23 protein-coding genes and 1 tRNA gene are annotated in these 26,966 nt (G+C 43.5%); 6 read left to right on the top strand and 18 right to left on the bottom strand.

What is annotated here, in order from left to right; all coding sequences use genetic code 11:
* Positions 1 to 151: 151 nt before the first annotated feature.
* The 7 genes from rseP to rimO form a co-directional block, all read right to left on the bottom strand.
* Complete coding sequence (gene rseP / locus JMY00_RS05475; protein WP_201579405.1) at positions 152 to 1,528, bottom strand: RIP metalloprotease RseP; 1,377 nt, start codon at positions 1,526 to 1,528, stop codon at positions 152 to 154.
* Positions 1,529 to 1,624: 96 nt separating this feature from the next.
* Positions 1,625 to 2,833, bottom strand: a complete 1,209-nt coding sequence (gene ispC / locus JMY00_RS05470) for a 1-deoxy-D-xylulose-5-phosphate reductoisomerase (RefSeq protein WP_201579404.1) — start codon at positions 2,831 to 2,833, stop codon at positions 1,625 to 1,627.
* Between the two features lie 176 nt (positions 2,834 to 3,009).
* Positions 3,010 to 3,819: a phosphatidate cytidylyltransferase gene (locus JMY00_RS05465; protein WP_201579403.1), complete on the bottom strand. Its 810-nt coding sequence runs from the start codon at positions 3,817 to 3,819 to the stop codon at positions 3,010 to 3,012.
* A gap of 189 nt (positions 3,820 to 4,008) precedes the next feature.
* Positions 4,009 to 4,767, bottom strand: coding sequence for a polyprenyl diphosphate synthase (gene uppS, locus JMY00_RS05460; protein WP_201579402.1), 759 nt, complete (start codon positions 4,765 to 4,767; stop codon positions 4,009 to 4,011).
* 388 nt (positions 4,768 to 5,155) lie between these two features.
* Positions 5,156 to 5,710, bottom strand: coding sequence for a ribosome recycling factor (gene frr, locus JMY00_RS05455; protein ID WP_057759123.1), 555 nt, complete (start codon positions 5,708 to 5,710; stop codon positions 5,156 to 5,158).
* Between the two features lie 112 nt (positions 5,711 to 5,822).
* A complete protein-coding gene (pyrH, locus tag JMY00_RS05450) occupies positions 5,823 to 6,548 on the bottom strand; it encodes a UMP kinase (RefSeq protein ID WP_057759121.1) in 726 nt (241 codons plus the stop codon).
* A 172-nt stretch (positions 6,549 to 6,720) separates the two neighbouring features.
* Positions 6,721 to 8,307 carry a 30S ribosomal protein S12 methylthiotransferase RimO gene (gene rimO, locus JMY00_RS05445; protein ID WP_201579401.1) on the bottom strand — a complete coding sequence of 529 codons (1,587 nt, stop codon included), beginning with the start codon at positions 8,305 to 8,307 and terminating at the stop codon, positions 6,721 to 6,723.
* 135 nt (positions 8,308 to 8,442) lie between these two features.
* Here rimO and JMY00_RS05440 point away from each other — a divergent pair, with 135 nt between their 5' ends.
* From JMY00_RS05440 to JMY00_RS05430, 3 genes are all read left to right on the top strand, one after another.
* Positions 8,443 to 9,807, top strand: coding sequence for an ATP-binding protein (locus JMY00_RS05440; protein WP_201579400.1), 1,365 nt, complete (start codon positions 8,443 to 8,445; stop codon positions 9,805 to 9,807).
* Between the two features lie 91 nt (positions 9,808 to 9,898).
* Complete coding sequence (locus JMY00_RS05435) at positions 9,899 to 11,680, top strand: sigma 54-interacting transcriptional regulator (RefSeq protein WP_201579399.1); 1,782 nt, start codon at positions 9,899 to 9,901, stop codon at positions 11,678 to 11,680.
* A 218-nt stretch (positions 11,681 to 11,898) separates the two neighbouring features.
* A tRNA-Leu gene (locus JMY00_RS05430) sits at positions 11,899 to 11,983 on the top strand.
* A gap of 213 nt (positions 11,984 to 12,196) precedes the next feature.
* Here the strand turns inward: JMY00_RS05430 and JMY00_RS05425 are convergent.
* From JMY00_RS05425 to JMY00_RS05415, 3 genes are all read right to left on the bottom strand, one after another.
* Positions 12,197 to 12,595 (bottom strand): ribbon-helix-helix domain-containing protein, encoded by a 399-nt coding sequence (locus JMY00_RS05425; RefSeq protein ID WP_201579398.1) that lies wholly within the window; start codon positions 12,593 to 12,595, stop codon positions 12,197 to 12,199.
* 57 nt (positions 12,596 to 12,652) lie between these two features.
* Positions 12,653 to 13,213 (bottom strand): DJ-1/PfpI family protein, encoded by a 561-nt coding sequence (locus JMY00_RS05420; RefSeq protein WP_277350412.1) that lies wholly within the window; start codon positions 13,211 to 13,213, stop codon positions 12,653 to 12,655.
* A 154-nt stretch (positions 13,214 to 13,367) separates the two neighbouring features.
* Positions 13,368 to 14,393, bottom strand: coding sequence for a protein kinase (locus JMY00_RS05415; RefSeq protein WP_201579397.1), 1,026 nt, complete (start codon positions 14,391 to 14,393; stop codon positions 13,368 to 13,370).
* 216 nt (positions 14,394 to 14,609) lie between these two features.
* Here JMY00_RS05415 and JMY00_RS05410 point away from each other — a divergent pair, with 216 nt between their 5' ends.
* Positions 14,610 to 15,557, top strand: coding sequence for an ATP-binding protein (locus JMY00_RS05410; protein ID WP_201579425.1), 948 nt, complete (start codon positions 14,610 to 14,612; stop codon positions 15,555 to 15,557).
* 23 nt (positions 15,558 to 15,580) lie between these two features.
* On the opposite strand, the gene JMY00_RS05405 is transcribed toward JMY00_RS05410, so the two are convergent.
* The 7 genes from JMY00_RS05405 to JMY00_RS05375 form a co-directional block, all read right to left on the bottom strand.
* On the bottom strand, positions 15,581 to 16,705 hold the full coding sequence (locus JMY00_RS05405; RefSeq protein WP_201579396.1) for a ribonuclease Z: 1,125 nt from the start codon (positions 16,703 to 16,705) through the stop codon (positions 15,581 to 15,583).
* A 104-nt stretch (positions 16,706 to 16,809) separates the two neighbouring features.
* Positions 16,810 to 17,121, bottom strand: coding sequence for a hypothetical protein (locus JMY00_RS05400; protein WP_201579395.1), 312 nt, complete (start codon positions 17,119 to 17,121; stop codon positions 16,810 to 16,812).
* Positions 17,122 to 17,215: 94 nt separating this feature from the next.
* Positions 17,216 to 17,884, bottom strand: coding sequence for a glutathione S-transferase (locus JMY00_RS05395; RefSeq protein ID WP_057759100.1), 669 nt, complete (start codon positions 17,882 to 17,884; stop codon positions 17,216 to 17,218).
* Between the two features lie 199 nt (positions 17,885 to 18,083).
* Positions 18,084 to 19,154, bottom strand: coding sequence for an EamA family transporter RarD (gene rarD / locus JMY00_RS05390; RefSeq protein ID WP_201579394.1), 1,071 nt, complete (start codon positions 19,152 to 19,154; stop codon positions 18,084 to 18,086).
* Positions 19,155 to 19,394: 240 nt separating this feature from the next.
* Positions 19,395 to 20,465, bottom strand: a complete 1,071-nt coding sequence (gene rarD / locus JMY00_RS05385; protein ID WP_201579393.1) for an EamA family transporter RarD — start codon at positions 20,463 to 20,465, stop codon at positions 19,395 to 19,397.
* Between the two features lie 176 nt (positions 20,466 to 20,641).
* The gene (gene gyrA / locus JMY00_RS05380; protein ID WP_201579392.1) at positions 20,642 to 23,434 is read right to left on the bottom strand and encodes a DNA gyrase subunit A; all 2,793 of its coding nucleotides are present in this window, start codon (positions 23,432 to 23,434) and stop codon (positions 20,642 to 20,644) included.
* Between the two features lie 292 nt (positions 23,435 to 23,726).
* The gene (locus JMY00_RS05375) at positions 23,727 to 23,906 is read right to left on the bottom strand and encodes a hypothetical protein (RefSeq protein ID WP_201579391.1); all 180 of its coding nucleotides are present in this window, start codon (positions 23,904 to 23,906) and stop codon (positions 23,727 to 23,729) included.
* Positions 23,907 to 24,373: 467 nt separating this feature from the next.
* Between JMY00_RS05375 and JMY00_RS05370 the strand changes: the two genes are divergently transcribed.
* On the top strand, positions 24,374 to 24,655 hold the full coding sequence (locus JMY00_RS05370; RefSeq protein ID WP_201579390.1) for a hypothetical protein: 282 nt from the start codon (positions 24,374 to 24,376) through the stop codon (positions 24,653 to 24,655).
* Between the two features lie 56 nt (positions 24,656 to 24,711).
* Entirely contained in the window at positions 24,712 to 25,575 is an 864-nt protein-coding gene (locus JMY00_RS05365; protein ID WP_201579389.1) for a methyltransferase domain-containing protein, read from the top strand.
* Between the two features lie 33 nt (positions 25,576 to 25,608).
* Here the strand turns inward: JMY00_RS05365 and JMY00_RS05360 are convergent, their stop codons facing one another.
* Positions 25,609 to 26,934 carry an ABC transporter ATP-binding protein gene (locus JMY00_RS05360; RefSeq protein ID WP_201579388.1) on the bottom strand — a complete coding sequence of 442 codons (1,326 nt, stop codon included), beginning with the start codon at positions 26,932 to 26,934 and terminating at the stop codon, positions 25,609 to 25,611.
* Positions 26,935 to 26,966 lie beyond the last annotated feature (32 nt).

Raw genomic sequence — 26,966 nt, 5'->3', positions numbered from 1 at the left:
TATAAATTGCATCACAAAATAAACTAAAAATTACGATTAGTACAGAGGCTGCGACACAGAGTAGCATGCCTATCATAACAATAATCAGCTTATAATAGGCGTAAAACCATTAGTATATCGTGCTTTATCAGCCATATTGCTCATCAGCCGATCAAAATAGCCGGCTGATGTCATTACCAATTGCTAACACCATGAAACCTGCCAGCAAGAGTAAACCGATATTTAGACCGACCATTTGTACACCTTCAGACAGTGGCTTGCCGCGAATCAACTCAATAAAGTGATAAACAATATGACCACCATCTAATACTGGGATTGGCAAAAGGTTTAAGACGGCAAGACTCAGGCTAATAAGCGCCGCTGTCGATAATACCATCTGCCAACTGATATCAAAACTTTGTTTGGCAACCTTGGCAATGGTAATTGGCCCTGATAAGTTGTCTAAACCAATCATACCTGACAGCATTTTTCCCATCGAGCTTACGGTCATTACCGCGAGCTGCTCAGTCTTTTCAAATGACTTCACTAACGACTCACTAGGACCATAGACCACGGTAGTCTTGTAATCGTCAGGGATAACAATCTCAGTCTGATCCACCATTGCACCAATCTGTCCGTAATCATTACCCAAGTTGTCTTTTTTGCCTTGAGGCATAATCTGCAACTGTACTGACTTATCATCACGCAACACCGTAAAGTTCAATAGCGTTTCAGGATTATCACGAATGATACGCGTGGCAGTAATCCAATCTTCGATTGACTCATTATTAATAGCAGTAATGCGGTCGCCAACCTTTAGACCTTGGCGGCTAGCGGCACCATCGGGAGCCAAACCACCTACAATCGGCGCAATCTGCGGCTGCCACGGCAACATACCAAAGCTGGTCAATGCGTCTTTGCCTTGAGCCTCGCCTTGCATAAACTGCGTAACTGGTGCTTTATATGTCTTAGTCGACTGATCGGTTTGGGCATCTGACTGCAAGGTAATGCTGACATTATCCGTCTCACCCATACGTCCTGCAAGGCGATAGTTAATACCTTCCCATGTCTGCACATCATGTCCATCAATCGCCACGATCTTATCGCCGACTGGCAGCTGTGCCATTGCAGCAGGCGTATCTGGTAGTACCTGTCCAATCTTAGTCGCCAACTGCTCAGATGGGGTCATAAATAGTACCCAAAATAGCGCGATAGCGATGACAAAATTCATGATAGGGCCAGCTGCAACGATAGCAATTTTCTTGAGCGGATGCTGCCGATTAAACGCAAGGTGCTGCTCATCTTTTGCGACATTACCTTCACGTTCATCCAGCATTTTTACATAACCGCCGAGTGGCAATGCTGAGATACGATAGTCGATACCGCTTTTTTTGCTGGTCCAACCAAAAACTTTAGGGCCAAAACCGATAGAGTACGTTAGCACTTTGACGCCGCAAAGCCGCGCCACAATATAATGTCCCCACTCGTGTAAGGCAATAAGCGGGCCCAAGACAAATATGGCGGCAAGAAGTGTTAGTAAAAACGTCATGATTTTTTCTCAGTATTGTCTCTTAGCATTTTTACTAACATTTTCGCTAATATCGTTTATTAATGTCATATATCCGCTCAGAGACGCTTGCTACGATTATGTCAGCTTTGCTACCAACTTATCAGTCAGATGGCGTGCAATCTTATCGATTGCCAATATATCTTCTATGTCAGCAGTTTCGTTCAATGGGGGCAGCTGTATGTCATTTAAGGCTTGTTCGTTAATATTAGCAATATCAGTCAAACGAATTTTCCCATCGAGGAACGCCGCTACTGCAATTTCATTTGCCGCATTGAGCACAATCGTGGCTTGCGTCCCGGCTTGCATGGCTTGGCGAGCCAAACGCAGGCAGGCAAATTTTTGCAAGTCAGGCTCAATAAACTCCAAACCACTAAGTGCAAATAAGTCTAACGGCTGTGAGCCACTATCCATCCGATCAGGATAACTCAGCGCGTGCGCAATGGGCGTTTTCATGTCTGGACTGCCCAGCTGCGCCAAAAAGCTGCCATCGCTATATTCTACCATTGAGTGAATGATACTTTGTGGATGAATAACCACATTTATCTTATCTTCAGGCAAATCAAATAAGTGACAGGCTTCTATCAGCTCAAGCCCCTTGTTCATCATCGTCGCCGAATCGACGGATATCTTTTGACCCATTGACCAGTTAGGGTGTTTGACCGCTTCTGCGACGCTTGCCTGCTGCATCTGCTCAAACGACTGCTGCAAAAATGGCCCACCAGAGGCTGTTAACCACAGTTTGCGGACACCATGATTTGGCTGATGAATTTGCGTATTGTCTTGTTGAATAGCGAGTGGCAAGCATTGAAAAATGGCATTGTGTTCAGAGTCCAGCGGCAGCAAAGTGGCTTTGTGCGTCTTGACCGCATCGATCATGACTTTACCAGCCATGACTAAGGCTTCTTTGTTGGCCAATAAGATACGTTTGCCTGCACGCGCTGCTGCCAATGTAGACGGTAGCCCTGCCGCACCTACAATCGCTGCTACCACTGTATCAGTCTGTGAGTCAGTGGCAATATCTACCAACCCTGCCTCGCCTCCTACGACCTCGCTAGCAATCCCTGCTGCTTTAAGCTTGTTAGCAAAATCATCCACGGCTGACGTCGGCACACTGACGCGTTTCGGCAGAAATTGCTGACAGAGTGCAAATAGCTTATCTAAGCGATGATAGCCTGACAAAGCATAGACTTCGTAAGTGTGCGGTTGCGCCGCCAATATTGCTAAGGTGCTATCGCCAATCGAGCCTGTCGCGCCTAGTACGGCGATGCGTTGCGTCATAACCATCAATGCCCATGATACTTAAAAATAATGAAAATAGAATATCGTCTGTTAACTATAAAGCCACTGCTCTGATAACTTCGCTTGTCATACCAACGCATTGCTCGCTGTCTGACTTATACCAATATTATGGTGAACTGACTACAGAACAGGTCTAAATAGAACAGTGCTGCTATATAACCTTACACCACTATCAAACCAAGCTGCTGTATCGCCCAAAAACCAAGGGCAAATATCGGTGTGGCAGACAACAGTGAATCGATACGATCAAGGATACCACCGTGACCTGGCAAGATAGTGCCTGAATCTTTTACATCAGCACGGCGCTTGAGCATCGACTCGAACAAGTCCCCAAGTACAGAGGCAAGAATAGTGATGGCCGATAACGCTACAAATGCGATTAAGGGTACGCCGGTCAGCTGTAATTTAAAGACGCTAATAGCCACCACAACTAACAGCCCTGTGACAAGGCCACCTGCCAATCCTTCCATGCTCTTATTGGGTGAGACATTGGGTGCCATTTTTCGGCGACCAAGCTTACGTCCAACGAAATATGCGCCACTGTCTGCACACCATACTAACAAGAACACATACAGCAGCCACCACGCAGATAACTGCCAGAGATAGAACATCGCCGTGATAGATGCCGTCAAGATAACCGCGCCCATCATTGCCAGCTGGTTGCCGTACCACCTCGTTTGTGTCGGGAAAACTCGAACCCAAGACAGCGCCATCAACCATATTACTAATGAAGCCACCCACCAGAACAGCCAAGTCACCTTGAACATCAGTGAGAATATAGTGAGCGCTAAAATCAATAGAACGAATACCACAGGCTGGCGCCATTTAGGCATCAATTTAGCCCACTCATGAGCGGCGATAATGACCCCAATGGCCAACAGTGGTGCAAATAAAATAGGCGTTTGGCTCGCAAACATTGCAATACCAACGATAATAACGAGAACAATTGCCGTCTTAATTCGTTGCCACATACTTATCGAGCCTTATAATAATGAAGAACAGATGGTCAAAAAATGCATTATAGCAGCTAACTAACGATGGCCTAGTGATAGCATTCAATACTCATTCAAGCCGTTTATCATTGCATAAACCAACCCTATTGACCAGTTATACAATACTAACTGAACTGAACCGACTAAACTTATCTATCAACGCACTGCTCAGTGCCCTTGCTGCTCTATCACTACCTGCTCGCTGGTTTTACCAAAGCGACGTTGACGTTTAGCAAACTCTGCGATCATCGAAGCCAGCTCTTCTGCTGCAAAATTTGGCCATAATGTAGGAGTGAAAAACAGCTCAGCGTAAGCAGATTGCCACAATAAGAAATTAGAAATACGATACTCGCCGCCCGTACGCACCAGCATATCTACTGCTGGGGTATCGGCTAATTGTACGTAGTTACCTAACAACTCTTCGCTGACATCTTCAGCTTTTAATTCGCCAGCTTGCACTTGCTGAGCCAGCTGTTTTGCTGCGTTTGCGATATCCCACTGTCCACCGTAGCTAATTGCAATCACCAGCGTCATTGCATCAAAATCCGCCGTCTTTTCTTCCGCATCAGCCATTAGCGTTTGTAATGACTCACTAAGTTGACTGCGATCACCGATGAAACGCAAGCGAATACGATACTCATTCATACGCGGCATTTGCTCATGAATCGTCGATGTGAGCAGCTGCATCAACAGTGCCACTTCACTAGGCGGTCTCTGCCAATTTTCACTAGAAAATGCAAATACGGTCAGCACTTCAATGCCTGTATTGACACAATACTCAACGATAGGATCGAGCGCGTCTTTGCCAGCCACATGCCCTTGACCGTGGCCCAAATCATTGGCCTTACCATAGCGATTATTACCATCCATAATGATTGCGATATGACGAGGAAGAATAGCGGGCGCCAAAACGGCTGAAGTGGACATAGGCGAACTTGCTTATTGTTGAGGTAAAATAATAATAACGTGTGCAACAGCGATTAAAAAGCGCCATTTATATAATTCACTAACTTATCATAATTGCGTCGTTAGTTTTTAGTGTTCAGAATGCGATGGACACAGCTCAATCAACCACACCTTTGGCTTGCTTTAGATATGGCTTCATATAGTTGATTCAGTTTAAAAGAGAGACAGCGCAACCGAGTGCAGATGTAACTGTGATACTTTAAGCGAGGTTAACGCTGTCACTCTTTATAAAGGATTGACTATATCAGTCTACACAATAATAAACAGCCAATAGCTATAAAGTATTGGCTGCTCAATTACAGATAATCTTCTGAACTGTTTCTTGCTATCAATACCAAATATATCAGTATTAAACTTCCATCAAATCGCTTTCTTTCTTACTCAAGCGAGCATCGATTGTTTCGATATATTTGTCAGTGATTTTTTGAATATCATCACTAGCGCGGCGCTCATCATCTTCTGAGATTTCTTTTTCCTTTGCCAAGTCTTTGATGTCATTCATCATGTCACGGCGAATATTACGGATAGAAACTCGGCTGCTCTCAGCTTCACCACGTGCAAGTTTTTGCATATCGCGACGGGTATCTTCTGTTAATGCTGGCATCGGCACACGAATCACATCAGCAGACATTGGGTTTAGACCCAAATCTGCTTCACGAATGGCCTTATCTACTGCTTGTACCATCGTACGGTCAAACGGTTGAACCAGCAAGGTACGTGAGTCTTCAACGTTCACGCTTGCCACTTGGTTCAATGGTGTATCAGAACCGTAGTAGCTGACCATCACACCTGACAACATACCTGGATGCGCACGACCAGTACGAACTTTACTGAAAGTGCTTTCAAGCGCTTCCAATGTTTTTTGCATGCGTGCTTCGCCGTCTTGCTTAATCTCTTTAATCATTGTGTATCCTTATTTATCGTTACCGACAAATCTTTTATTTGCTATTGGGATATTAATTATTTATTGCTAATCGTTAGCTATTTACTGACGTTAGTTGCCAGTATTGCATCAATTAATGAAAAACTCGTGTGCCTTCATTCTCACCCATGATGACATTCAATAATGCATTAGGCTTAGTCATATCAAACACTTGCAGCGGTACGTTATGCTCACGACATAATGCGATAGCCGTTAAATCCATGACGCCTAGCTTTTGCTCTAGTACTTCATCAAAGGTCAGACCGTCATATTTGACTGCATCATCATGTAGGCTTGGGTCTTTGTCATAAACGCCGTCGACCTTAGTCGCTTTTAAAATCAAACCAGCTTCGATCTCAATACCGCGCAAACAAGCAGCAGTGTCAGTGGTAAAGAATGGGTTACCTGTACCTGCGACAAAGATACAAACTTCACCGTTTTTAAGATAACGAATGGCATTACGACTGCTATAGCTTTCAGTAACTTCACCAATCGGCAATGCAGACATCAAGCGCGTTTTGATGTTGCGACGCTCAAGCGCATCACGCATTGCCAGTCCGTTCATAACGGTCGCTAGCATGCCCATCTGATCACCAGTAACACGGCCAACCAGGCCTTCTTTTTGTAACTGTGCACCGCGATATAAGTTACCACCGCCGACTACGATACCAACTTGGACACCGAGTCCACGCAAGTGAGCGATAGATAAGCTCATTTTATCAAGCACTTCGGTATCAATACCCATGTCTTTACTACCAGCTAAGGCTTCACCGGAGAGTTTCAGCAAGATACGAGCGTAACGCGGGTTTTTGTCAGACATGAGGTCACCTTGTTATCATGAAATTATAAAGAAAATTATCGGTAAAATACAAATCGAGTTTGCCCACAACGCTACACTTACAGCTAAGCGTATTAAAAAGGCTAAATTGCGCTAATTGTAGCAAAAACTGCCCGCCATTGGGCAATTTTCACTCGCATATCTTATTGGATATCTAGCCTTGATAACTGGCGAACAGATCATATTCGCTAGCATCATCGATAGTCACGGTTAAGAACTGCCCTACTTTAACTTGAGCGTTGATGTCATCAACATAGACATGACCATCAATTTCAGGTGCATCAGCATAGCTACGGCAAATAGCAATATTTTCATCGCTATCAATTTCATCGACCAATACCGTTAAAGTCTTGCCGACTTTTTCCTGTAGCTTTTGCGCTGAAATATCTTGCTGTAGCGCCATTAAACGCTCATAACGAGATTGCTTAACGTCTTCAGGCACATGATCAGGCAAATCATTAGCCACTGCGCCTTCTACTTCTGAATAAGTGAATGCGCCCACGCGATCGAGACGTGCTTCAACTAGCCAATCAAGCAAGCACTGAAAATCTTCTTCTGTTTCGCCAGGGAAGCCAACCACAAAGGTCGAGCGAATGACGATATCAGGACAGATGTCACGCCACGCTTTGATACAGGCCAAAGTGTTTTCGCTATGCGCAGGACGTTTCATCGCTTTTAGGATGCGATGACTGGCATGCTGGAACGGAATATCTAGGTAAGGAAGCAGTTTCTTCTCACCCATCAACTCAACGACTTTGTCTACGTGTGGATACGGATAGACATAATGCAAGCGAACCCAAATGCCCAAATCGTTCAATGCTTGGCATAAGTCATAAAACTTAGACTTAAGAGGCATACCATTCCAAAAACTGGTCTTGTACTTTAGGTCAAGACCATATGCCGAAGTATCTTGCGAGATGATAAGTAATTCTTTCACGCCAGCTTTTTTGAGTGCCAGTGCTTCGTTCATTACATTATCAATCGGACGCGATACCAAATCACCGCGCAAGCTTGGGATAATGCAGAACGTACAACGATGGTTACAGCCTTCTGATATTTTTAGATAAGCATAATGACTTGGGGTCAGTTTGATACCCGCTTCATTAATCAAATCTATTTTTGGATCATAGTTGGCGTCCTGACTGTGATTTGGCTTAGGCACATGCTGCGCTACTGCCGTAATCACTTCGTCATAGGCATGCGCGCCCGTCACTGCTAGTACAGCTGGATGCATCTCACGGATTTTGTCCGCTTCTTTGCCCAAACAGCCAGTGACAATCACTTTACCGTTTTTGCTAATGGCCTCGCCGATCGCATCAAGCGACTCTTGTACTGCTGATTCAATAAAGCCGCAAGTGTTTACCACGACTAAGTCAGCACCATCATAATCACTGGCTACTTGATAGCCATCACGGCTTAGCTCAGTGATAATACGCTCACTATCCACCAATGCTTTTGGACAACCTAGTGACACAAAACCAATCTTTGGCGCTGCACTAACTGGCATCGTAGCAGTCGCATTGGCAGTCGTAACATCGCTGCTTTGGGCTACACTACGGTTCTGGTTATGGTTGGCTTTATGATGGTAAGGTTGTTTAGCATCTGTTTGACTGACATCTGCCTGACTCTGCTCTTGTACTATGGTAGGCGCGGCAGGATTGAAGATAGTGGCAGTGTCTTTTACGGCAGATAGAGGAGCTGTTGCTGTCGTATTCACTGACTCGGTAGAAGTTTTGGACATGGCTGACCTTGCTAGAGATAAATTGGCTGAGCGCATTGTACGTTTTTTTTGCAAAAATCACCAGTTTTGCCGCTCTATAGTCTTGATTTATGGTTAAATATTATCTCAAACTTCTGATTTTTTTGGGTACTACTGATGAACGCTGATTTTATAACCGCCAAAACAACCCCTGACCTCGCATTTATATCTCAGCATTTATTCACCGCTATTCTATGGGTTAACGATGAGCTATCAATCACACGGTTGAATGCTCAAGCCGAGCAGTTACTCGCCATTAGTAGCGGCAGACTAATCAATCAATCCATCTTAACCCTGCTCGCACCTGATGAGTTAAAGATTAAAGATACTACATCTATAGATAATGATAGTGGTGATATAAATGAAAATGAGCCTTCGAGCGAGCCAGCATACTCGTTGACCGAGCGCTTTGTGCAAGCGCAAAACTACCAACAGCCTTTTATCGATCATGACCACATCATAAAAACACCGCTAAACGGTAATTTATCACTGTCAGTCGACTATAGCGTCACGCCAGTCATCTATGAACAGCAGCCTTATTTTATTATAGAGATGTGGGGTAAAGATCGTCAAAGTCGTATCTCTGAGGAGCAGCGTCAACAGCAGCAATATACAGTTGCCCGTCATATGCTACGCTCAGTGGCGCACGAAATAAAAAACCCTCTTGCTGGTATTCGCGGAGCAGCACAACTGTTGCAACGGCAGTTCATTAAATTCAGCGACGCATCTACTACTAACACCTCTAGCGCTGACAATGCTTTGACAACTACCAACGCTGACACGCAGCATGATTTGCAAAAAATGAATCAAAAACTGCGCAACTATACGGACATTATTATTTCAGAGACTGATCGATTGACTCATCTTATTGGGCAGCTTCTGGGTTCCAATCAACTGCCAAACTGGCAAACGCTCAATATCCATGAGCCTTTAGAGCATGTTTTAACCTTAGTGACCAATCAGTATCCACAGGTAGTGTTACAGCGTGATTATGATTTATCATTGCCAGAGTTGTGCGCTGACAAAGATCAGTTAATTCAAGTGTTTTTAAACCTTATCAATAATGCTTGTGAGTCAATGACTGAATTCGAACAAACACTACAACAGAATAAAATCTCAGAGTCTCAAGAATCACCACAAGCTACCATACAAACTGAGCGCAATTCTGATTATCAACCGACATTGCATATTCAAACGCGGGTTGCCTTTCAGCATACGATCGTCGGACAGCAGCACAAGCAAGTGATGCAAATTACCATTACCGATAATGGCTCAGGTATTGATCCAGCCCTGATTGGTCAAATATTTTTCCCGATGGTCACTAGCCGTGCAGCCGGTACAGGTCTTGGATTATCCATCGTCCAAGATATTATCAGTCATCATCATGGTATGATTGATGTGAGCTCGACAAAAGAGCAAGAAGATAAGCAAACCCGATTTACGCTATATCTACCGTTTACTCAACCCATCATTGAGACATAAAACAAATTATGAATTAAAGGCTGCTAAGTTTCATAACGCTCAACTCCCAATCCCCAACTTACCATCAATAATTGCTGATTAGGCCCAATACATGACTGAATATAGCGAGAACCTCCAACCTAAAAGCGATGATCAATCAACACAATCACAAATAGTAACTGTGAATAATGCACCCAGCGACCACCCTGCAACATTGTGGTTAATCGATGACGATGCAGCTCTACGTATGGTGTTGGCAGACACGTTTGAAGATGCTGGATTGACCGTTATCAGTTTTACCCAAGCCCAAGCAGCATGGACTCGCCTTAATGATGTGTTAAAGCAGCAAGAGTCAGCCGAGCAATTACCAGACGTCATATTGACCGATATTCGTATGCCAATGATGGATGGATTGTCTTTTAGCGACTGGGTCCATCAGCATTTCCCTAAAATGCCAATCGTAATTATGACGGCACACTCAGACCTGACCTCTGCTATCAATAGCTATCAGACTGGTGCTTTTGAATACCTGCCCAAGCCTTTTGACTTAGATGATGCGGTTGCAACGATTTATAAAGCCATCAATTACCAACCCAATTTAGAAACAACGACTGCTTCCCTTTCAGATGAACCAAATACCAATACAGCATCTGACATTTCTACTGAAAACTTGCTAAAACCTAAAGTGGCTCCTGCCAGTAAGATAACCAAAGACAATAGGAACAAAGGTGCCGTCGAAAACAAAAGTAATGGGAACCCTAGCGGCATCATTGGACAGTCACCAGCCATGCAAACGGTGTTTCGTGCTATTGGCAGACTGGCTCAATCCCCCATTTCCGTCTTAATCACTGGCGAGTCTGGAACGGGTAAAGAGTTGGTTGCTAGTGCTTTACACCAACACTCCCCTCGTAAGCAGCAACCGTTTATTGCGCTTAATATGGCAGCCATACCACATGACTTGATCGAGTCTGAGCTATTTGGTCACGAAAAAGGCGCGTTCACTGGTGCAACGACGATGCGTCAAGGCCGTTTTGAGCAGGCAGATGGCGGTACTCTATTTCTAGACGAAATCGGCGACATGCCTTTTAGCACTCAGACACGGCTGTTACGCGTCCTAGCCAATGGTGAGTTTTATCGTGTTGGTGGTCAGCAGCCGATAAAGGTCGATGTACGTATCATCGCAGCCACCCACCAAAACTTAGAAGAGCTAGTAAAACAAAGCCGATTCCGCGAAGACTTATTTTATCGCCTCAATGTCATTAGATTACCCCTACCACCACTACGTACACGCCCTGAAGACATTCCTGCATTAGCCCTCTACTTTATGCAGTCTGCCGCAGAGCAAATGAGTACCTCTCCAAAGCATCTACATCCTGCCGCATTGCAAATTATGCAGACGTTTGACTGGCGTGGTAACGTGCGTCAATTAGAAAACGTCTGCTTGTGGCTCACTGTGATGGCCACTGGTGATACGGTGATGGCGACAGACTTGCCACCAGAGCTACTTGAAAACATCTCACCTAATGCGGTGCTTTATGAAGAGCATGGCTCATCAAAGGAAGACGCTCAAGAGCATTTGGTACAAAGTGGCGATGTGTTAAATGGCAGTTCATTAAACAGTCATCAAAATGAGCGAAGTAGCCCGTTGCCTAAAAGCCAAAGTTGGCAGCAAGCATTGGCTGATTGGGCTGAGCAGTCGCTAAGTACGGGTCAAACTGATATTTTGCAAACAGCAACCCCTGAGTTTGAGCGCGTTTTATTAACAGCAGCACTCAATCATAGCGGTGGCAAAAAAATAGAAGCAGCGAGCTTACTTGGTTGGGGACGCAATACTCTGACACGCAAATTACAGCAATTGGATATCTCTGCCCCGAGAGTACCAACTAAAGAATAAATAAACGCATAAAACATGATATTAAATTATGATTAATATCAATTACTTAAAATCAATATCGAAAATAAATGATAAATAATTAAAAATAATTGCAAATAGGGGTTGCCAAACAATTAAAACTCTATATAATAGCCAACCACTGAGACGCACTACCGAATCAGTTAACTGTCTAGATAGCGTTTGAGTTTAATCGCTTTTGATGATAGAGTAACGAAAATGGGGCTGTGGCGGAATTGGTAGACGCACCAGATTTAGGTTCTGGCGCCGCAAGGTGTGAGAGTTCGAGTCTCTCCAGCCCCACCATTTTCGGATAGTACATCTTAGACCAAATATCAAAACCTGCTTTTTAGCAGGTTTTTTTGTGTCTAAAATTTGGTATTAAAACTATAAAGTATCTTGTTAAAAGTATTAATCTACTTTTCTATCCTTCCTAAATTTTTTAACACTTCATCCATACGCTAATAGCTCCTCTCTACCCGCGGCATCAATGCTTTGATGTACTTGCCATAGACAGAACTAATTAATAGAAAGGTTTCCCTCACTATCATTGAATAATGCACTACGTTGATTTTTACGAAGGGCTTCACGTTGAATTATATTTTTGGCATCGACTTTTTCTAAAGGTAATCTTGTTTCGCGAGAAAGATCGCCATCGGCTATTAAAGACAAATAACGAGAACAACAAACTCTTAAAAAAGAGGTGAAATTGCCAATGTCATGATCAGCATCGAGAGATTCAAGATATAGCTTAGTGATCAGTTGATTAACCGTCATTTGATCACGAAATGACACCTCTTCTAATATATCCCAAAAAAACACTTCTAAACGAATTGAGGTTACAACGCCCTGAATACGAAGCGATTTGGTTCTAGAGCTCCACAAGCTGTCGTCAGCACTAATAAAAAGTTGGCACATATATATCCTCTTTCGATACTGGGGTCTATTGAACGCTCAACAGACCCGAATTAATACTTATAGTAAAGCAACAAACTGCTTTAACATCGCTGGGTGAGCAGGCCATGCTGGTGCCGTTACCAGTTGGCCATCTGTAATAGCGCCATCCATAGGTAACTTGACATACTCAGCGCCAGCCATTTCTATTTCTGGCTGACATGCAGGATAAGCAGATACTTTTTTACCCTTCAATACGCCAGCAGCTGTCAGCATTTGTGGCCCATGACAAACTGAGGCAATCGGTTTATCAGTATTTGCGAAATGCTGAATCATCGCAATGACCTTAGCATTCAAGCGCAAGTATTCTGGTGCACGTCCACCTGGCAAATACAAAGCATCGTAATCTTCTACATTGATATCAGCAAAAGACGCATTAAGGACAAAATTATGACCGCGTTTTTCGGTATAAGTTTGATCACCTTCAAAGTCGTGTATTGAGGTAGCAATGCTATCACCTGCAACCTTATCTGGGCATACCGCATCAACCTCGTGCCCCATTGCTAGTAGTGCTTGGAACGGAACCATGTTTTCATAGTCTTCAACAAAATCACCGGTAATGATAAGTACTTTAGCCATGATATTCTCACTGTATTGTAATGAAATATGGGAACCCAAATTAGTTTATAACGACTTCGCTTAAAATGAGTCTGAATATCCATTCAAACATAAAAAACAACAACTAGGTAATATGTGAATACTACAAACAATCACTTTTTAAAATAAAATAATAAATTCAGCTATTTTTTAATAACTTTAAATCTATCAATATCTTATCCATCTCCTGATACCGTCTCTCTACCCGTTTCGCCAATGCTTTATCGACCATATATTGATAGTGACTATATTCTGCTGACAATGTTGGAATGGGTTGCTGGCAATGCTGAATCGCCCACGCTTTTGATTTATCATGGCTGTCGGCATTTATCTGAAAAGGGCGTTTTCCTGTTAGTATTTCAACTATCATTACGCCAAACGCGTAGATATCACTTTGCACCGTTGCACCCTGACCTTGCCAGCGCTCAGGTGCGAGATATGCTGGTGTGCCAGCAGGATTTGGTTGGCTATTAGCCATCGTCATACGTTGTGATAAAGCAAAATCAGTGAGTAATAATCTAGGGGTCAGACTATTACTCATAGTATCTACTGGCCACTCATCATCAGAACCTTCAACCAAGATATTACTGGGTTTAATATCATTATGTAGCCAACCAGCCTGATGCAAATTAGCTATCAAGTATGCAGCCTGAGTGATGAAATGATGCTTTTGTGATGCTCTCAATGACAGATGTTTTGAAGCGGTCAGTTGACTCGCCAAGCTACCATTAGAGTAATAAGGTGTGACTACTATAACTAGTCGTTGCAACTGCGATAGTATCTGAACATCCACGCAATGATGAGCCAATAGTGGTGGTGCGATAACGTTATCTTTGATTTTTAATGAAGCATTTACAGCAGCTAAAATATCCGCTTCGTGAGCTAAATCAGAAGCGATAGGATAAACGCCATCACTCAACTGCCATTTAATCATCACGCTACCAAATTGTGGATGCTGGGCACGTGTTAAACCTTGGAAGTAAGTATTGTCGACATGTCGCGTTTTGATATCTTGCGTTTGTTCTGTGCTTTGCTGAGCAATACGTTGATGCACTATTTTCCTAAAATCTTGTGCGTCTAGTTCTTTGGTAATAATAGGCAGTAGCTGCATCGCCTGCGCTTGCAAGGCTTGCGTAATAGACGGATTACTGGCACTATTTTCCATGGTATTGTTTCTCATAATATAGTGAGATTATTGCCTTCCCATTCGTATCATTTCCAAAGATAATAATAGCGCGAATAATGATTACAAGTACTATGATTACTAGGTACTAAGATTGTAGGCACTGAAATTTCAGCAGCGTTAATTGTATTTTTGGGTATGGTATTAAAGACAACCTTAATTGCTAGAGCCACTATGTCCCAACCAAATATCCCAACCATGCCATCTGACCAACCTACTTATGCCCTACCTGCACCGTTGTTAGACTTACTCAGTCAATACTTACAAGAGCGAGTCACACCAACTATTGAAATCGATCCAAGTCAGCTTGCTTATCGCTGGGTTGGTGGACGCACTGGTCACCTCCAGCCTTTGTCGGTCAACCTGTTTTTGAGCTTAGATGACTTGCATGGTATCGATACACAAAAGTCGAAACTGGTACAAAACACCCGTCAGTTTATTAAAGGTTACCCTGCCAACCATGTATTGATGTCAGGCACACGTGGTGCCGGTAAATCATCATTGATTCGCGCTTTGCTACAAGCCTATCATAGTGAAGGCTTGCGTATTATTGAGGTTGCGCGCGATGATCTGCAAGTATTGGATAAGATTCGTGCTGCCATTAATGCCCTACCAGCAGATTGTCATTGCCGCTATATCGTATACTGTGATGACCTCGCTTTTAATGGTCAAGACGAAAGCTATCGTGCGCTAAAGAGTGTGCTCGATGGCTCGCTAGACTCTGAGCAAGACAAACTACTGGTCTACGCCACCAGTAATCGCCGTCGCTTACTACCGCAGATGATGAAAGACAATGTCGATATCTATAATGGGCAGACGGATGAAGTCAATCCCTATGAGACCATTGATGAAACCGTGTCATTATCAGATCGATTCGGTTTGTCCCTCACCTTCCATCCTATGGATCAGCAGAATTATCTGCATATCGTTCAGCATTATCTGAATTTAGAGCAGCAAAAAATCTCAGCTGATATAGATAATGATGCTAAGGACATTTTAGCAAGTCAGTCTATGCCTGATAAGATCAGAAAGGATGCGCTACGTTGGGCCTCTGAACGTGGTGGTCGCTCAGGACGAGTTGCTTACCAGTTCAGCCGCTTTTGGAGTGGTGAAACACAATTGGCTATCGAAGACAGTAAGTACTAGGTCATATTTAAGCTTAGCCATGTCTAATCACTGCGTGCAGAGCCTATATACTGCACGCGGTTGTCCTCTCGATTGTCTGCCAAATCGGTAGCCCCATCAACTGTATATTGAGCAAAATCTTCTGCCAGCCATAGATTGCCTTGATAGACACTTTGCGCATCTAAGCGAATATATGCCATATTTGGCGTTTCGCTATCTGGATTATCAAAGTTCTGATAGCGAGCGCTAAAGTGGGTCAAAATGATGTTTTTCAGGTTCATCTTTTGCGCGAATGTGCCCACCACATGCGCACTGCTATGCATTGGGTCATAGTCAGGGTTTCTGGCTTGAATAGCCATCATGACCTCATGCGTATAAGTGGCTTCATGCACCAATAAATCCGCATCGATAATGGCTTTGCGCAAACAGTTTGGCGTATCATTGTCTCCTGCCACCACCACTCGCGTCCGCTGTATTTCCTCATCAACATAGTCTACTGAGTGCAATTGTCTATTATCCTCAGTCGTGACATCTTCGCCTTGCTGCAACTTACCCCACAGTGCACTTGCTGGAATACCATCTGCCATAAGCTTATCTGTATTAAGGATGCGGCGGCTAATAGTCTGAGTAATACCAAAACCATGAGAAGCAACTCGATGTGATAGCGGCGTGATATCAATATCAAGCTGATGTTGGTCGCTTAAGCTAATATTAACTTTGTTCGTATCACCTTGCTCAGCCAACACCTCTTCAATCGCTATAAAATCGAGAGCAAAAGGTAAATACAATTCCGTGGTTAAGGTAATGGCTTCGAGCAAAGTAGCAATCGCTTTTGGGGCAATCAAAGTTAATGGTTCACGGCGTCCTGACATGGCAGCACTAGCTAGCAGCCCTGGTAGACCATAGCAATGGTCACCATGCACATGAGTGATGCAGATAGCAGCCAATTGATGTAATGAAAGCTTAGTATGTAGCAATTGCTGCTGCGTGCCCTCTCCGCAATCAATCAGCACCCATGGGCGCGATTTCTTACTCTGATTACTCTGTTGACGACTCCCTTGCTGTACGCCAGAGGTATGCGGATTCAGACACTCTATTGCTAATGCGGTAACATTACGCTGTTTGGTCGGTACACCTGCAGAGGTACCCAAAAAGGTTAGCTTTAGCATAATGATGCCTTTTATTTATCAGGAATACTGGCTAAGAAGTACGAGAGCGTCTCTTAATTATAAAAATAATAACAGGAATAGGATAAGCGAAGAATGTCCCCTAGCTACGACAGTTGGCATATCATGGTCTTTTGACCTTCAACCATTTGTCCACCATTGGCCGTGCACTCATTTACCATATTCGATTCGTAAGATTTCCAGCCACCATAAAAGCTCGCTGCACACAGAATCACTACCAGAATCTTCTGTGACCACGACTTGATAGAGACTTGTTGGCTATTAATCTGTTGTCTATTATTTTCTTGCATACTGATATCTTGCTTATTAAGCGACGTTTGAGTTGCTGACTGATTGTCATCTTTGTCTAGGCTATCTTGTTTCAGATGGTCTTTATTCGAGGTGTTTAGTTCTGTCATAACATTATCCTAAAAAAGGCTTTGTTTATTCATAAACAAAGCCTTTGGTCTACATGGCTACTTAAGCGTTGAGAGATGATTATACCAGTATCCTCTAAAAATTCAGACGGCCACCCTTTTTTTCTGCTCGCTTAAAGGCATCTCGTTCTTCGCAGCGTTTGAGCCAGTTCAAAAGATTGGTATATTTACTCTGATCTAAACCTGCACCAGCATTGGCACCCAAGACTGCAAGATGCATTTGAATATCAGCGGCGCTAAATTCGCTACCTGCAAACCAGTGATTTTCATGTAAGTGACGCTCCATCATATCTAGCATCTTCTCCAAACCGCTACTGATCATATTTTTTTCAATCTGACCTTGGATTTTTTTGCTGATAGGTTTGATTAGCATCGGCGACTGAGACACTACTTTTGTGAATACCAAACGCATGACCAACAGTGGCATCAATGAAGCCTCTGCAAAGTGTAGCCAAAACGTGTAGGCTTCCCACGCTGCTTCGTTATTATCGTCAGGTTTGAACTGCTTTTCTTTATCATAGTGCTTAATCAAATACTCAATGATAAACCCTGACTCAATCAGCACACGATCGTCTGCTTCTAGTATCGGTGCATTACCAATCGGATGCACTTGCTTTAGGCTATCAGGAGCACGGTATGCCTTGTTGCGCTCATAGCAAGTCAGTTTATAATCGGCGCCGAGCTCTTCCAACAGCCAGATAATACGAAACGAGCGCGAGTTTGCTAAATGATGAAGATGTAACATAAACCGTCCTAGTTATATATTGTAGTAAATCAGCATAATATCTCAGATATAGCACCATACGTTTAATCGATTGTGGCACCACTGCTCTCGATAATAGCGTAATTTGTACTTCTTTAATACTGTGAGTTGGCAGACATGATGGAAAACTATGCCTACCGAATCGATACTATCTCAGACGGTGTACTCGTACTCTTTGACATCAATCTAAATGCAATGCTTCAATCTTGCGCGTCATTTTATCTATTTTTTGCTGATACTTCTTGATCTGACGGAATCGATGCGCGATTAGTACACCTTTGATACGGCGGTTTTTGAGACGACGGCGTGGTGGAAAACTGCCTACTTGTGGCTCATTGTAGCCATGTAAGCGGTCTTCACGTTTACGCGCCGTATAACCTAATGCGCTATCGGCAATCATAATCAGCAGTGCGATAAAGATCATGCTGTACATCAGCATGGAGCCACCATCATGTAAGTTACGATCTAAAATTGCGATTGAGAATATGAACAAGAATATTGGCTCAAGGTAGCACAGAGTGCCAAACAGTGAAACAGGCAACTTCTGACTGGCCACCATCGTTAGTGACATCGCAGCGGTGCTAATAATGCCTAATAATGGCAGCAGATACCAAAGCTTGTGGTTGGTGATTGCTACTTCAAAACCACCATTCATATACAGTGCGACCAATACCACTGGCAACAACAATACAAGGTCTGAAATCAGACCAGTAATAGGCGGTACTGCAAGCTTACGGCGTAATAGATAATAAGGAGGATAACCCAAGCAAACAAACAAAGTCGCCCAAGAAATAGCGCCATACTCAAAAATATCGTAAGCGATATCAAGACCTGCACACACAATGGCAGCCCACTGAAGTAAGCTCATGTCTTCGTTGTAAAAGAACCTGCCGACAACAATCATAATCATCGGATATAGGAAGTAACCCAACGTTACCTCAAGTCCCAAACCATTAACTGGCGCCCACATAAATATCCAGATTTGCGCGCCCAAAATCGGTGTGGGTAGTATAAATAAAAACCACTCTTTCGCGTTCTTTAGTGTTTTTAGATAATCGAAAATGTGCTGCCACTGCTTTAATACGCTGACCAGCAGCACGAGACTAAAAAACATTGTTAGCACGCGCCACGAAGCGACTTGCGTACCTGATAATGGTTGCAGCAGTAGACCAAATAAGAACAGCAATGAGTATAAAAAATTTGCAGCGACAGCAGTGATTGTACCCTGCGAGGTTTGGTTAATAGTCAGCATCACAACAGCCTTTAAAGATTGGGGCACATCCATGGCAATTTTTAAAAAAAACAAAAGCCTCAGACGAGAACGTCTGAGGCTTTTGCATATAAGGTCGTCGCGCAATCTAAGTTGAACGCTTTTGATGTATTAGGCTTACATCATGGTCGGCATTATGTCAAAGTCAGAATGAATAAGCAATGCCACTGCTCATCTAGTGTCTAAACTTTTAAATTGAGTAAATTTAATGCAGGTAAGTGCTTATTTTGCATCAAGTTGTTCGATTTTTTGCTGTATCTTATCCATCTTCTTTTGGTAACGACGAATCTTACGAAAACGATGGGCTTTTAGCACACCATCGATACGCTGATTGATAAAATGACGACGCGGTGGAAAGCCGCCAATCTGAAGCTCTCTATAACCATGCAAGCGGTCATTACGCTGACGAACGAGGTAGCCTTTTACGCTATCGGCCATCATGACCAGTAGCGCAAGGGTAATCATCCCGTACATAAAGAGCGAACCACCTTCTTCAAGGCTTTGACTCAGAACCGTGATAGACAACACAAATAACAGCATCGGCTCTATATAACTTAGCGCTCCAAACAGTGATACTGGCAGCTTGCTACTGGCAATCATCGTCAGCGACATCGCAAGCGCACTAAAAGCACCAAGCAGTGGCAGTAGATACCAGAACTTCACGTCTTGCGCCGCAACATCAAAACCGCCTGTCATGTAGAGCACGATGAGCACAACTGGTGTCAACAGCGTCAAATCAAACAATAACCCTGTAATGGGCGGTACAGAGAGAGTGCGTCGTAGCAGGTAATATGGTGGATAACCCAAGCATACAAACAATGTCACCCAAGAGACTGAACCATACTGAACAATATCGTAGCCGATACCGAGTGCTGCAAATATCGCAGCAGCCCACTGCAAGATGCTCATATACTCATGATAAAAGAATCGACCAAGCACAATCATCACTAGCGGCAATAAGAAATAACCCAACGTGACATCGAGACCAAACCCATTGACCGGCGCCCACATAAACAACCAAATCTGTCCACCTAGGATTGGCGCAGGCAGTATAAATATTAACCATTCCTTGACTGTCTTTAGCGTCTTTATATAATCAAAAACACGTTGCCACTGCTTAGTCAAACTGACCAATATTACCAAACTGAGCAACATCATGAGCACACGCCATGACGCTACCTGCGTCCCTGTTAAGGGCAGCATAAACAGTCCAAACAAAAACATCATCGAGAATAAAAAGCTCGATGTTACCGAAGCAACCGTTCCCTGAAAAGTTTGATTGGTCGTAAGCATAACAACAGCCTTAAAAAATAGAACCTTATTTACAGTATTGAAAAAATGAGAGTTAAAAAACAAAAGCCTCCGACGATAACGTCAGAGGCTTTTTTCTAGAAAAATGCTAAGAGACTAGACTCAAAAGCTAATTACCAAGACTATTACTCGTCATCTTCTTATGCATAGTTAGTCTATTATAGATTGTCACTTGGTTTATGATCGTTTGCAATATCAATCACATCATCAACGTCAGTAGTTGCGGTATTGTCAGTTGTCGCATCAATACCTATCTGCTCCTGACCTTCTACCTCAAACGTACCGTCCTCTCTCATCGCATCGATAAGCTCGTCATCGCTCTCTTCGTGCTCAACACGCGCCATGGCAACCAGTTTTTCATCTTTTGACAGACGAATCAATGTTACGCCTTGCGTATTACGACCAGAGCTAGCGACATGCTCAACTGGGGTACGAACCAACGTACCTTTATCAGAGATTAAGATAATGTCGTCGGTAGAGTCAACCTTGGTCGCTCGTACTAGTGCGCCATTACGCTCGCTGGTCTTGATAGCGATCACACCGCCACCGCCACGATTTTGTGTATTGAACTCATCGATAAAGGTACGTTTACCAAAGCCATTTTCACAAGCAATCAGGATTTCACGTACATCATCTTCGATAACGACCAATGACTTGATAAATTCATCAGTAGCCAAACGCATACCGCGGACGCCTTTTGCCGTACGGCCCATCGCACGCGCATCATTCTCATCAAAACGAATGGCTTTACCACTTGAAGCGAACAACATCACTTCTTGGCTACCATTAGTAATACGAGCGCTGACCAATTTATCACCGTCTTCTAATCCAACTGCAATCAAACCGTTCGATCTGATATTGGCAAACTGCTTCAGCTCTACTCGCTTCACTGTACCATTGGCAGTGGCAAAGAACACAAAAGGTGGCTCTGCTTGGTTGCTATCTTCTACCGAATCGTCATCATTGATTACTTCTGATACTTCACTTACTACTGATGTATCTTCCACAATTTTTGGAATTGGCAATATCGTCGTAACGGTTTCGTCGCTATTTAGGCCAATTAGATTGACCAATGGACGACCACGAGCACCGCGACTGGCAATCGGCACTTCAAAACCACGTAGACTAAAGACACGTCCACTATCAGTGAAACACAGTACCGTAGAATGTGTTGATGTCACGACTAAATGATCGATCACATCATCTTCTTTCATTGCCGTAGCAGACTTACCTTTACCGCCACGTTTTTGCGCGACATAATCATCAATCGGCTGAGTCTTAGCGTAGCCAGTACGCGACACCGTCATGACGACCGTTTGCTCAGGGATAAGGTCTTCGCGACTAAAGTCCATGCGTGAATCGATGATATCGGTACGGCGCTCATCACCAAAGTTATCACGAATCTCGATCATCTCATTAGAGATAATAGCCATCAGCTTATCAAAATCGCCAAGGATAGACTCTAAGTGTGCAATTTCACGCAGTAAGTCTTGGTATTCTTCAGTCAACTTGTCTTGTTCAAGACCCGTCAAACGATGCAACTGCATATCTAAAATCGCATTGACCTGCTCAAGTGACAAGCGATAGCGCTCTTCGCCTTCGATCAGACCAAACGGCGCCTTAGGATCTTCGCCTTCGATAAACTCAGGACGTACTGATTGACTACCAGCAGCTCTAAGCATCGCAACGACGCTACCTGAACCCCACGTGTTATTTAATAAGCTTTCACGTGCTAGGCCACGGTTTGCAGAAGCTTTAATCGTCGCGATAATTTCGTCGATATTGGCTAGAGCAACCGTTAGACCTTCTAGCAAATGACCACGAACGCGGGCTTTGTTCAATTCATAAATCGTACGACGTGTCACCACTTCTTGACGATGACGGACAAATGCAGCGATAAGCTGACGCAAGGTCAATAGTTTTGGCTGACCATTATCCAGCGCCACCATATTGATACTAAAGCTAGACTCTAGCGGCGTTTGTAGAAATAGGTTATTAACGATAACTTCAGCCGTCTCACCGCGACGCAAATCAATAGCTATACGCATACCATCTTTATCAGACTCATCACGAATTTCGCTAATACCTTCGATTTTTTTATCACGGACCAGCTCTGCGATACGCTCAATCAACTTGGCTTTGTTAGCCTGATAAGGTACTTCGGTGAATACGATGCGCTCACGATCGCGGTTGACGCCAGAATTGCTCATCGGCTCGATATGATAACGACCACGAATATGCAAGCGGCCTTTACCCGTACGATAAGCATCTAAAATGCCCGCGCGACCATAGATAATACCGCCCGTAGGGAAATCAGGACCTGAGATATGCGACATCAGCTCTTCAGCTGAAACTTGTGGGTTTTCAGCATAGGCTAGACAAGCATTGATCACTTCGGTCAGGTTATGGGGTGCCATATTGGTCGCCATACCAACGGCAATACCCGTCGCGCCATTGACCAATAAGTTAGGAATACGCGCTGGCATCACGCTTGGCATGCGCTCAGAGCCGTCGTAGTTGTCTTCCCAATCGACCGTGTCTTTGTCCAAATCAGCGAGCATCTGGTGGGTCAGTTTGGTCATACGTACTTCGGTATAACGCATCGCTGCCGGAGGATCATCATCGATCGAGCCAAAGTTACCTTGACCATCAACCATTGGATAGCGCAAGCTAAAATCCTGCGCCATACGGACGATGGCATCATAGACGGCACTATCGCCATGTGGATGGTACTTACCGATAACATCACCGACCACACGTGCTGACTTTTTATACGGTTTATTATAATCGTTTGATAGCACGTGCATGGCATACATCACGCGGCGGTGTACAGGTTTGAACCCATCACGCACATCAGGCAGCGCACGCGAGACGATCACGCTCATCGCATAATCCAAATACGACTGCTTTAGTTCATCTACGATGCCAATAGGACTGACCGATTCGCTCATATACACTCCTTCACTCACATTTTTTTCTAACGTTGACACATCGCTTGTGGCACCCATAGATCATATAAAAATACTGCCACATAAATGGGCAGTCATGACCAAAATAGATACCATAAAAAAACACTGCTACACGTGCAAAACAATAGGAAAATAGCGATAGTTTTAATGTTTAATAAAAGAAGCTATTTTAGCACAAATTTGCTGATTTAGGGGGTTCTGACCACCATTAAAATCAAGCTAGGCGGTTCATTCGCAGTGATATTTTGAATTATCGGCACACGCTAAAATAATTCTAATGGCAGGTTTTTTTTGATTGGCTGATTTTGCCATTTTTACAGACGAACTTACCATCTGCTGAGCAATGAGACAGCCCGCCCATTTTTCCTGAACAAGGCGTATTTCGAGCTTGTGCTTGGCTCATAGATGTAAAGGCAAATACTAGGGCCAGTAGCGCTGTATTGATTAACTTCATTGTTTATTCTCCGTATTTGATGGATATTAAATAGAAAAATACTATACTCATTAGCTACAGTTCGACAAGATTTATTTTGACTAACTGAGTGAATGCTTATATCTCTATTTACAATTCAACATGACATTTGATTTAACGCTAAAATCTTGAGCATAGAGCTCATACGTGGTTTGCATATAAGCTCTATTGGCAAACAACTAGGATGCTTAGAATATTTAGCCAATACAACAACACCTACAACTGTCTCTGACGTGAACTGATTGTTTTCATGAGCATGCTTTTTTTACAACCATAATTCTTTCATAAGCATACTATTTTCAACAGTCATATTATTCTCATGAGCACATTATGATTTAAACCACTTTGATGCGGTTATTTTCTAGTGATACTGGACAAAAAATTTCTAAACGCTACACTACCTCATCTTTTATAGCACTTACATAACGACCTAACAGGCTACTTTTATTATGGATATCATTTTTGCAATTGTTTGGATTTTAGCAATGGTGCTATACAGTTTTTCTAGCGATTATGTGGCTAGCTTTCCTAACCATAACAATCGCGCTGTCCCTTATGTCCGTTGGGGAGCACTTTTAGCCGCGATGGCTTTATCAGCATACTTGTCAAAAGCCTATCAAGAGAATCTACAAGGCAATGGTATGTGGGTGTTTGTTATTGTGGTATTTGTCGTTATTGTATTAGCGAAGGTCGTTTTTAAATGGGTAATTAACAGACGCCTGAAACGCTAGTTAATACTGAATAGTTTTATTAATTTGACCCTCTTACTTATTGAACTAAATACCTTATGCCAATTAGACATCAAGATAGCCAGCCTGACTCAAACCTTTCTATACCAGCAGAAAACGATCGAGCAGATCGTAGTTTCGATGCCATTGCCGATCATTTCGAAAAGAAAGTCTATGGTGGTTTAAAAGGCGAGATTCGATTGGCTGTGCTACGCCGTGATATTTTCGAATATAGCGCACAAATGAGTGAGGCGCTTGGGCGACCTTTACGCATCTTGGATGTGGGTGCAGGGCTTGCGCAAATTGCGATAGAACTTGCTGCTCAAGGTCATAACGTAGTCATAAATGACATCTCAGCAAATATGCTTGAGAAGGCAAAAGCGAGCGCAGAGAAAATCGATAAAAAGCTAGACATCACTTGGTATATTTGCCCTTATCAAGCGCTTGAAGAAAAACTGGCTCAGACAGAGACAGAAAAGTTTGATTTGATTATGTCGCACGCGCTACTCGAATGGTTGGCAGAGCCCGCTGCCGTCATGGACTTTTTTGATAAGCACTTAACAGATGTTGGCGCGTTATCTGTCTGCTTCTATAATCCAGCGAGTTTCGATTATCGCAATCTTATCATGGGAAATTTTAACTTACTCGATAGCTTACTTGATGGTAACGATTACAAAGCGGACAATAAGAAAAGTCTCACTCCCAACCATCCCGTAGCCAAAGAAGAGGTCGAGTCTTGGCTCAAAGCGCATAATTATCAGACGGTACGTAGCAGTGGTCTACGGGTGTTTCATGACTATACGCCGCTCAAACGTGGTGGTCATAACGACCCAGATGCAGTGATTAGAATGGAGTTACGCTACTCACAATTAGAGCCGTACAAATGGCTTGGGCGTTACTTACACATTTTGGCTAAACGGTAAATTTAGAAGATTGACCAAGAATGATGAAGGCTACTAAACCTCTTCATCCATTCTCGATGATCTATCATATTCTGACCAAGTGGTGGCATTGACCTCTTTTTCGTCAAACACGACCACATGCTCCAATAACGGCAAGATACCAATATGTGAACCAATTTCATGATTATGATGGCTAGCAACCAGTGATAATATGGTCTGTCCGTCATCTAACTGTAGACGGTACAAATAGTTGGCACCGCGGAACACTCGCCCAATCACCAAGGCTGTCTGCGTACTATCATCATCATGGATGATATCGTCAGGACGCACGAGCACTTTGATTGGTGTACCATTTGGATAATCATATTCGCAGTACTGTGGTTGTCCTGATTCATCATAGACTTCCATGCGGCGATAGATATTGCCAAGCGCCGTCTCCACACGACCTTCTTTGATGATACCGTCTATCATCGCGCCTTCGCCCACAAACTCAGCGACAAAAGGGCTGACAGGCTCATGATACAGCTCGCTTGGTCGCGCCCATTGTACCAATCGTCCTTTATCCATTACCCCTACTTTATCCGCTAGCGCGAACGCTTCATTTTGATCATGAGTGACCAAAATCGCTGTGGTATTGGTACGTTTGAGAATATCACGGACATTCATTGCCAGTGATTCACGCAGTACTACATCTAGATTAGAGAACGGCTCATCAAGTAATAGTAGTTTTGGTTTGGGTGCTAGCGCTCTTGCAAGAGCCACACGCTGCTGCTGACCACCAGAAAGCTCATTAGGACGTTTATCCGCATGCTCAGTCAATTCAACTAAGCTTAGCATCTCAGCCACACGGGCTTTTTTGTCAGCTGCTGACCATTTATTGAGACCAAAGGCGATGTTCTTTGCCACGCTTAAATGACCAAACAGAGCATAGTCTTGAAACACCATGCCCATGCCACGCTTGGCTGGCGCAACTGCAAATGATTGGCGAGCTGTCTTCTCAGTTAGGCGTTGATTATTTAGATAGATAGTGCCGCCGCGACTTTGCTCCAGTCCCGCGATAGCTCGTAGCGCTGTGGTCTTCCCGCAGCCGCTATAACCCAAGAAGCAACCAATCTCTCCTTGTTCCAGCACCAACGATAGACCATTGACAACGATAGTATCGTCATAGCCTACGATGAGGTTTTGCACACTAAAGTAAGGATCTGTGGCGATATATTTCTCAGTATTTTGTTGTGAGGTATTGCTTTGTTCTACAGTTTTATTCGGCTGAACTGGATTGGTTCTATTTTGTGACAGTGGTGATTTTGCTACAGGCGTATGGCTAGCCCGAGCCTTTTCTGACTTAGAATTTGTAGAGTCGTTCATTGAATCAGTGTACATAGACGGTACCAGTTCGCTATTAGTAAGTAAAA

It is taken from the genome of Psychrobacter sp. Pi2-52, assembly GCF_904846705.1.
GTDB lineage: Bacteria > Pseudomonadota > Gammaproteobacteria > Pseudomonadales > Moraxellaceae > Psychrobacter.
The sequence above is the reverse complement of the archived record's forward strand: the minus strand, read 5'-3'. Positions and strand labels throughout refer to the sequence as shown.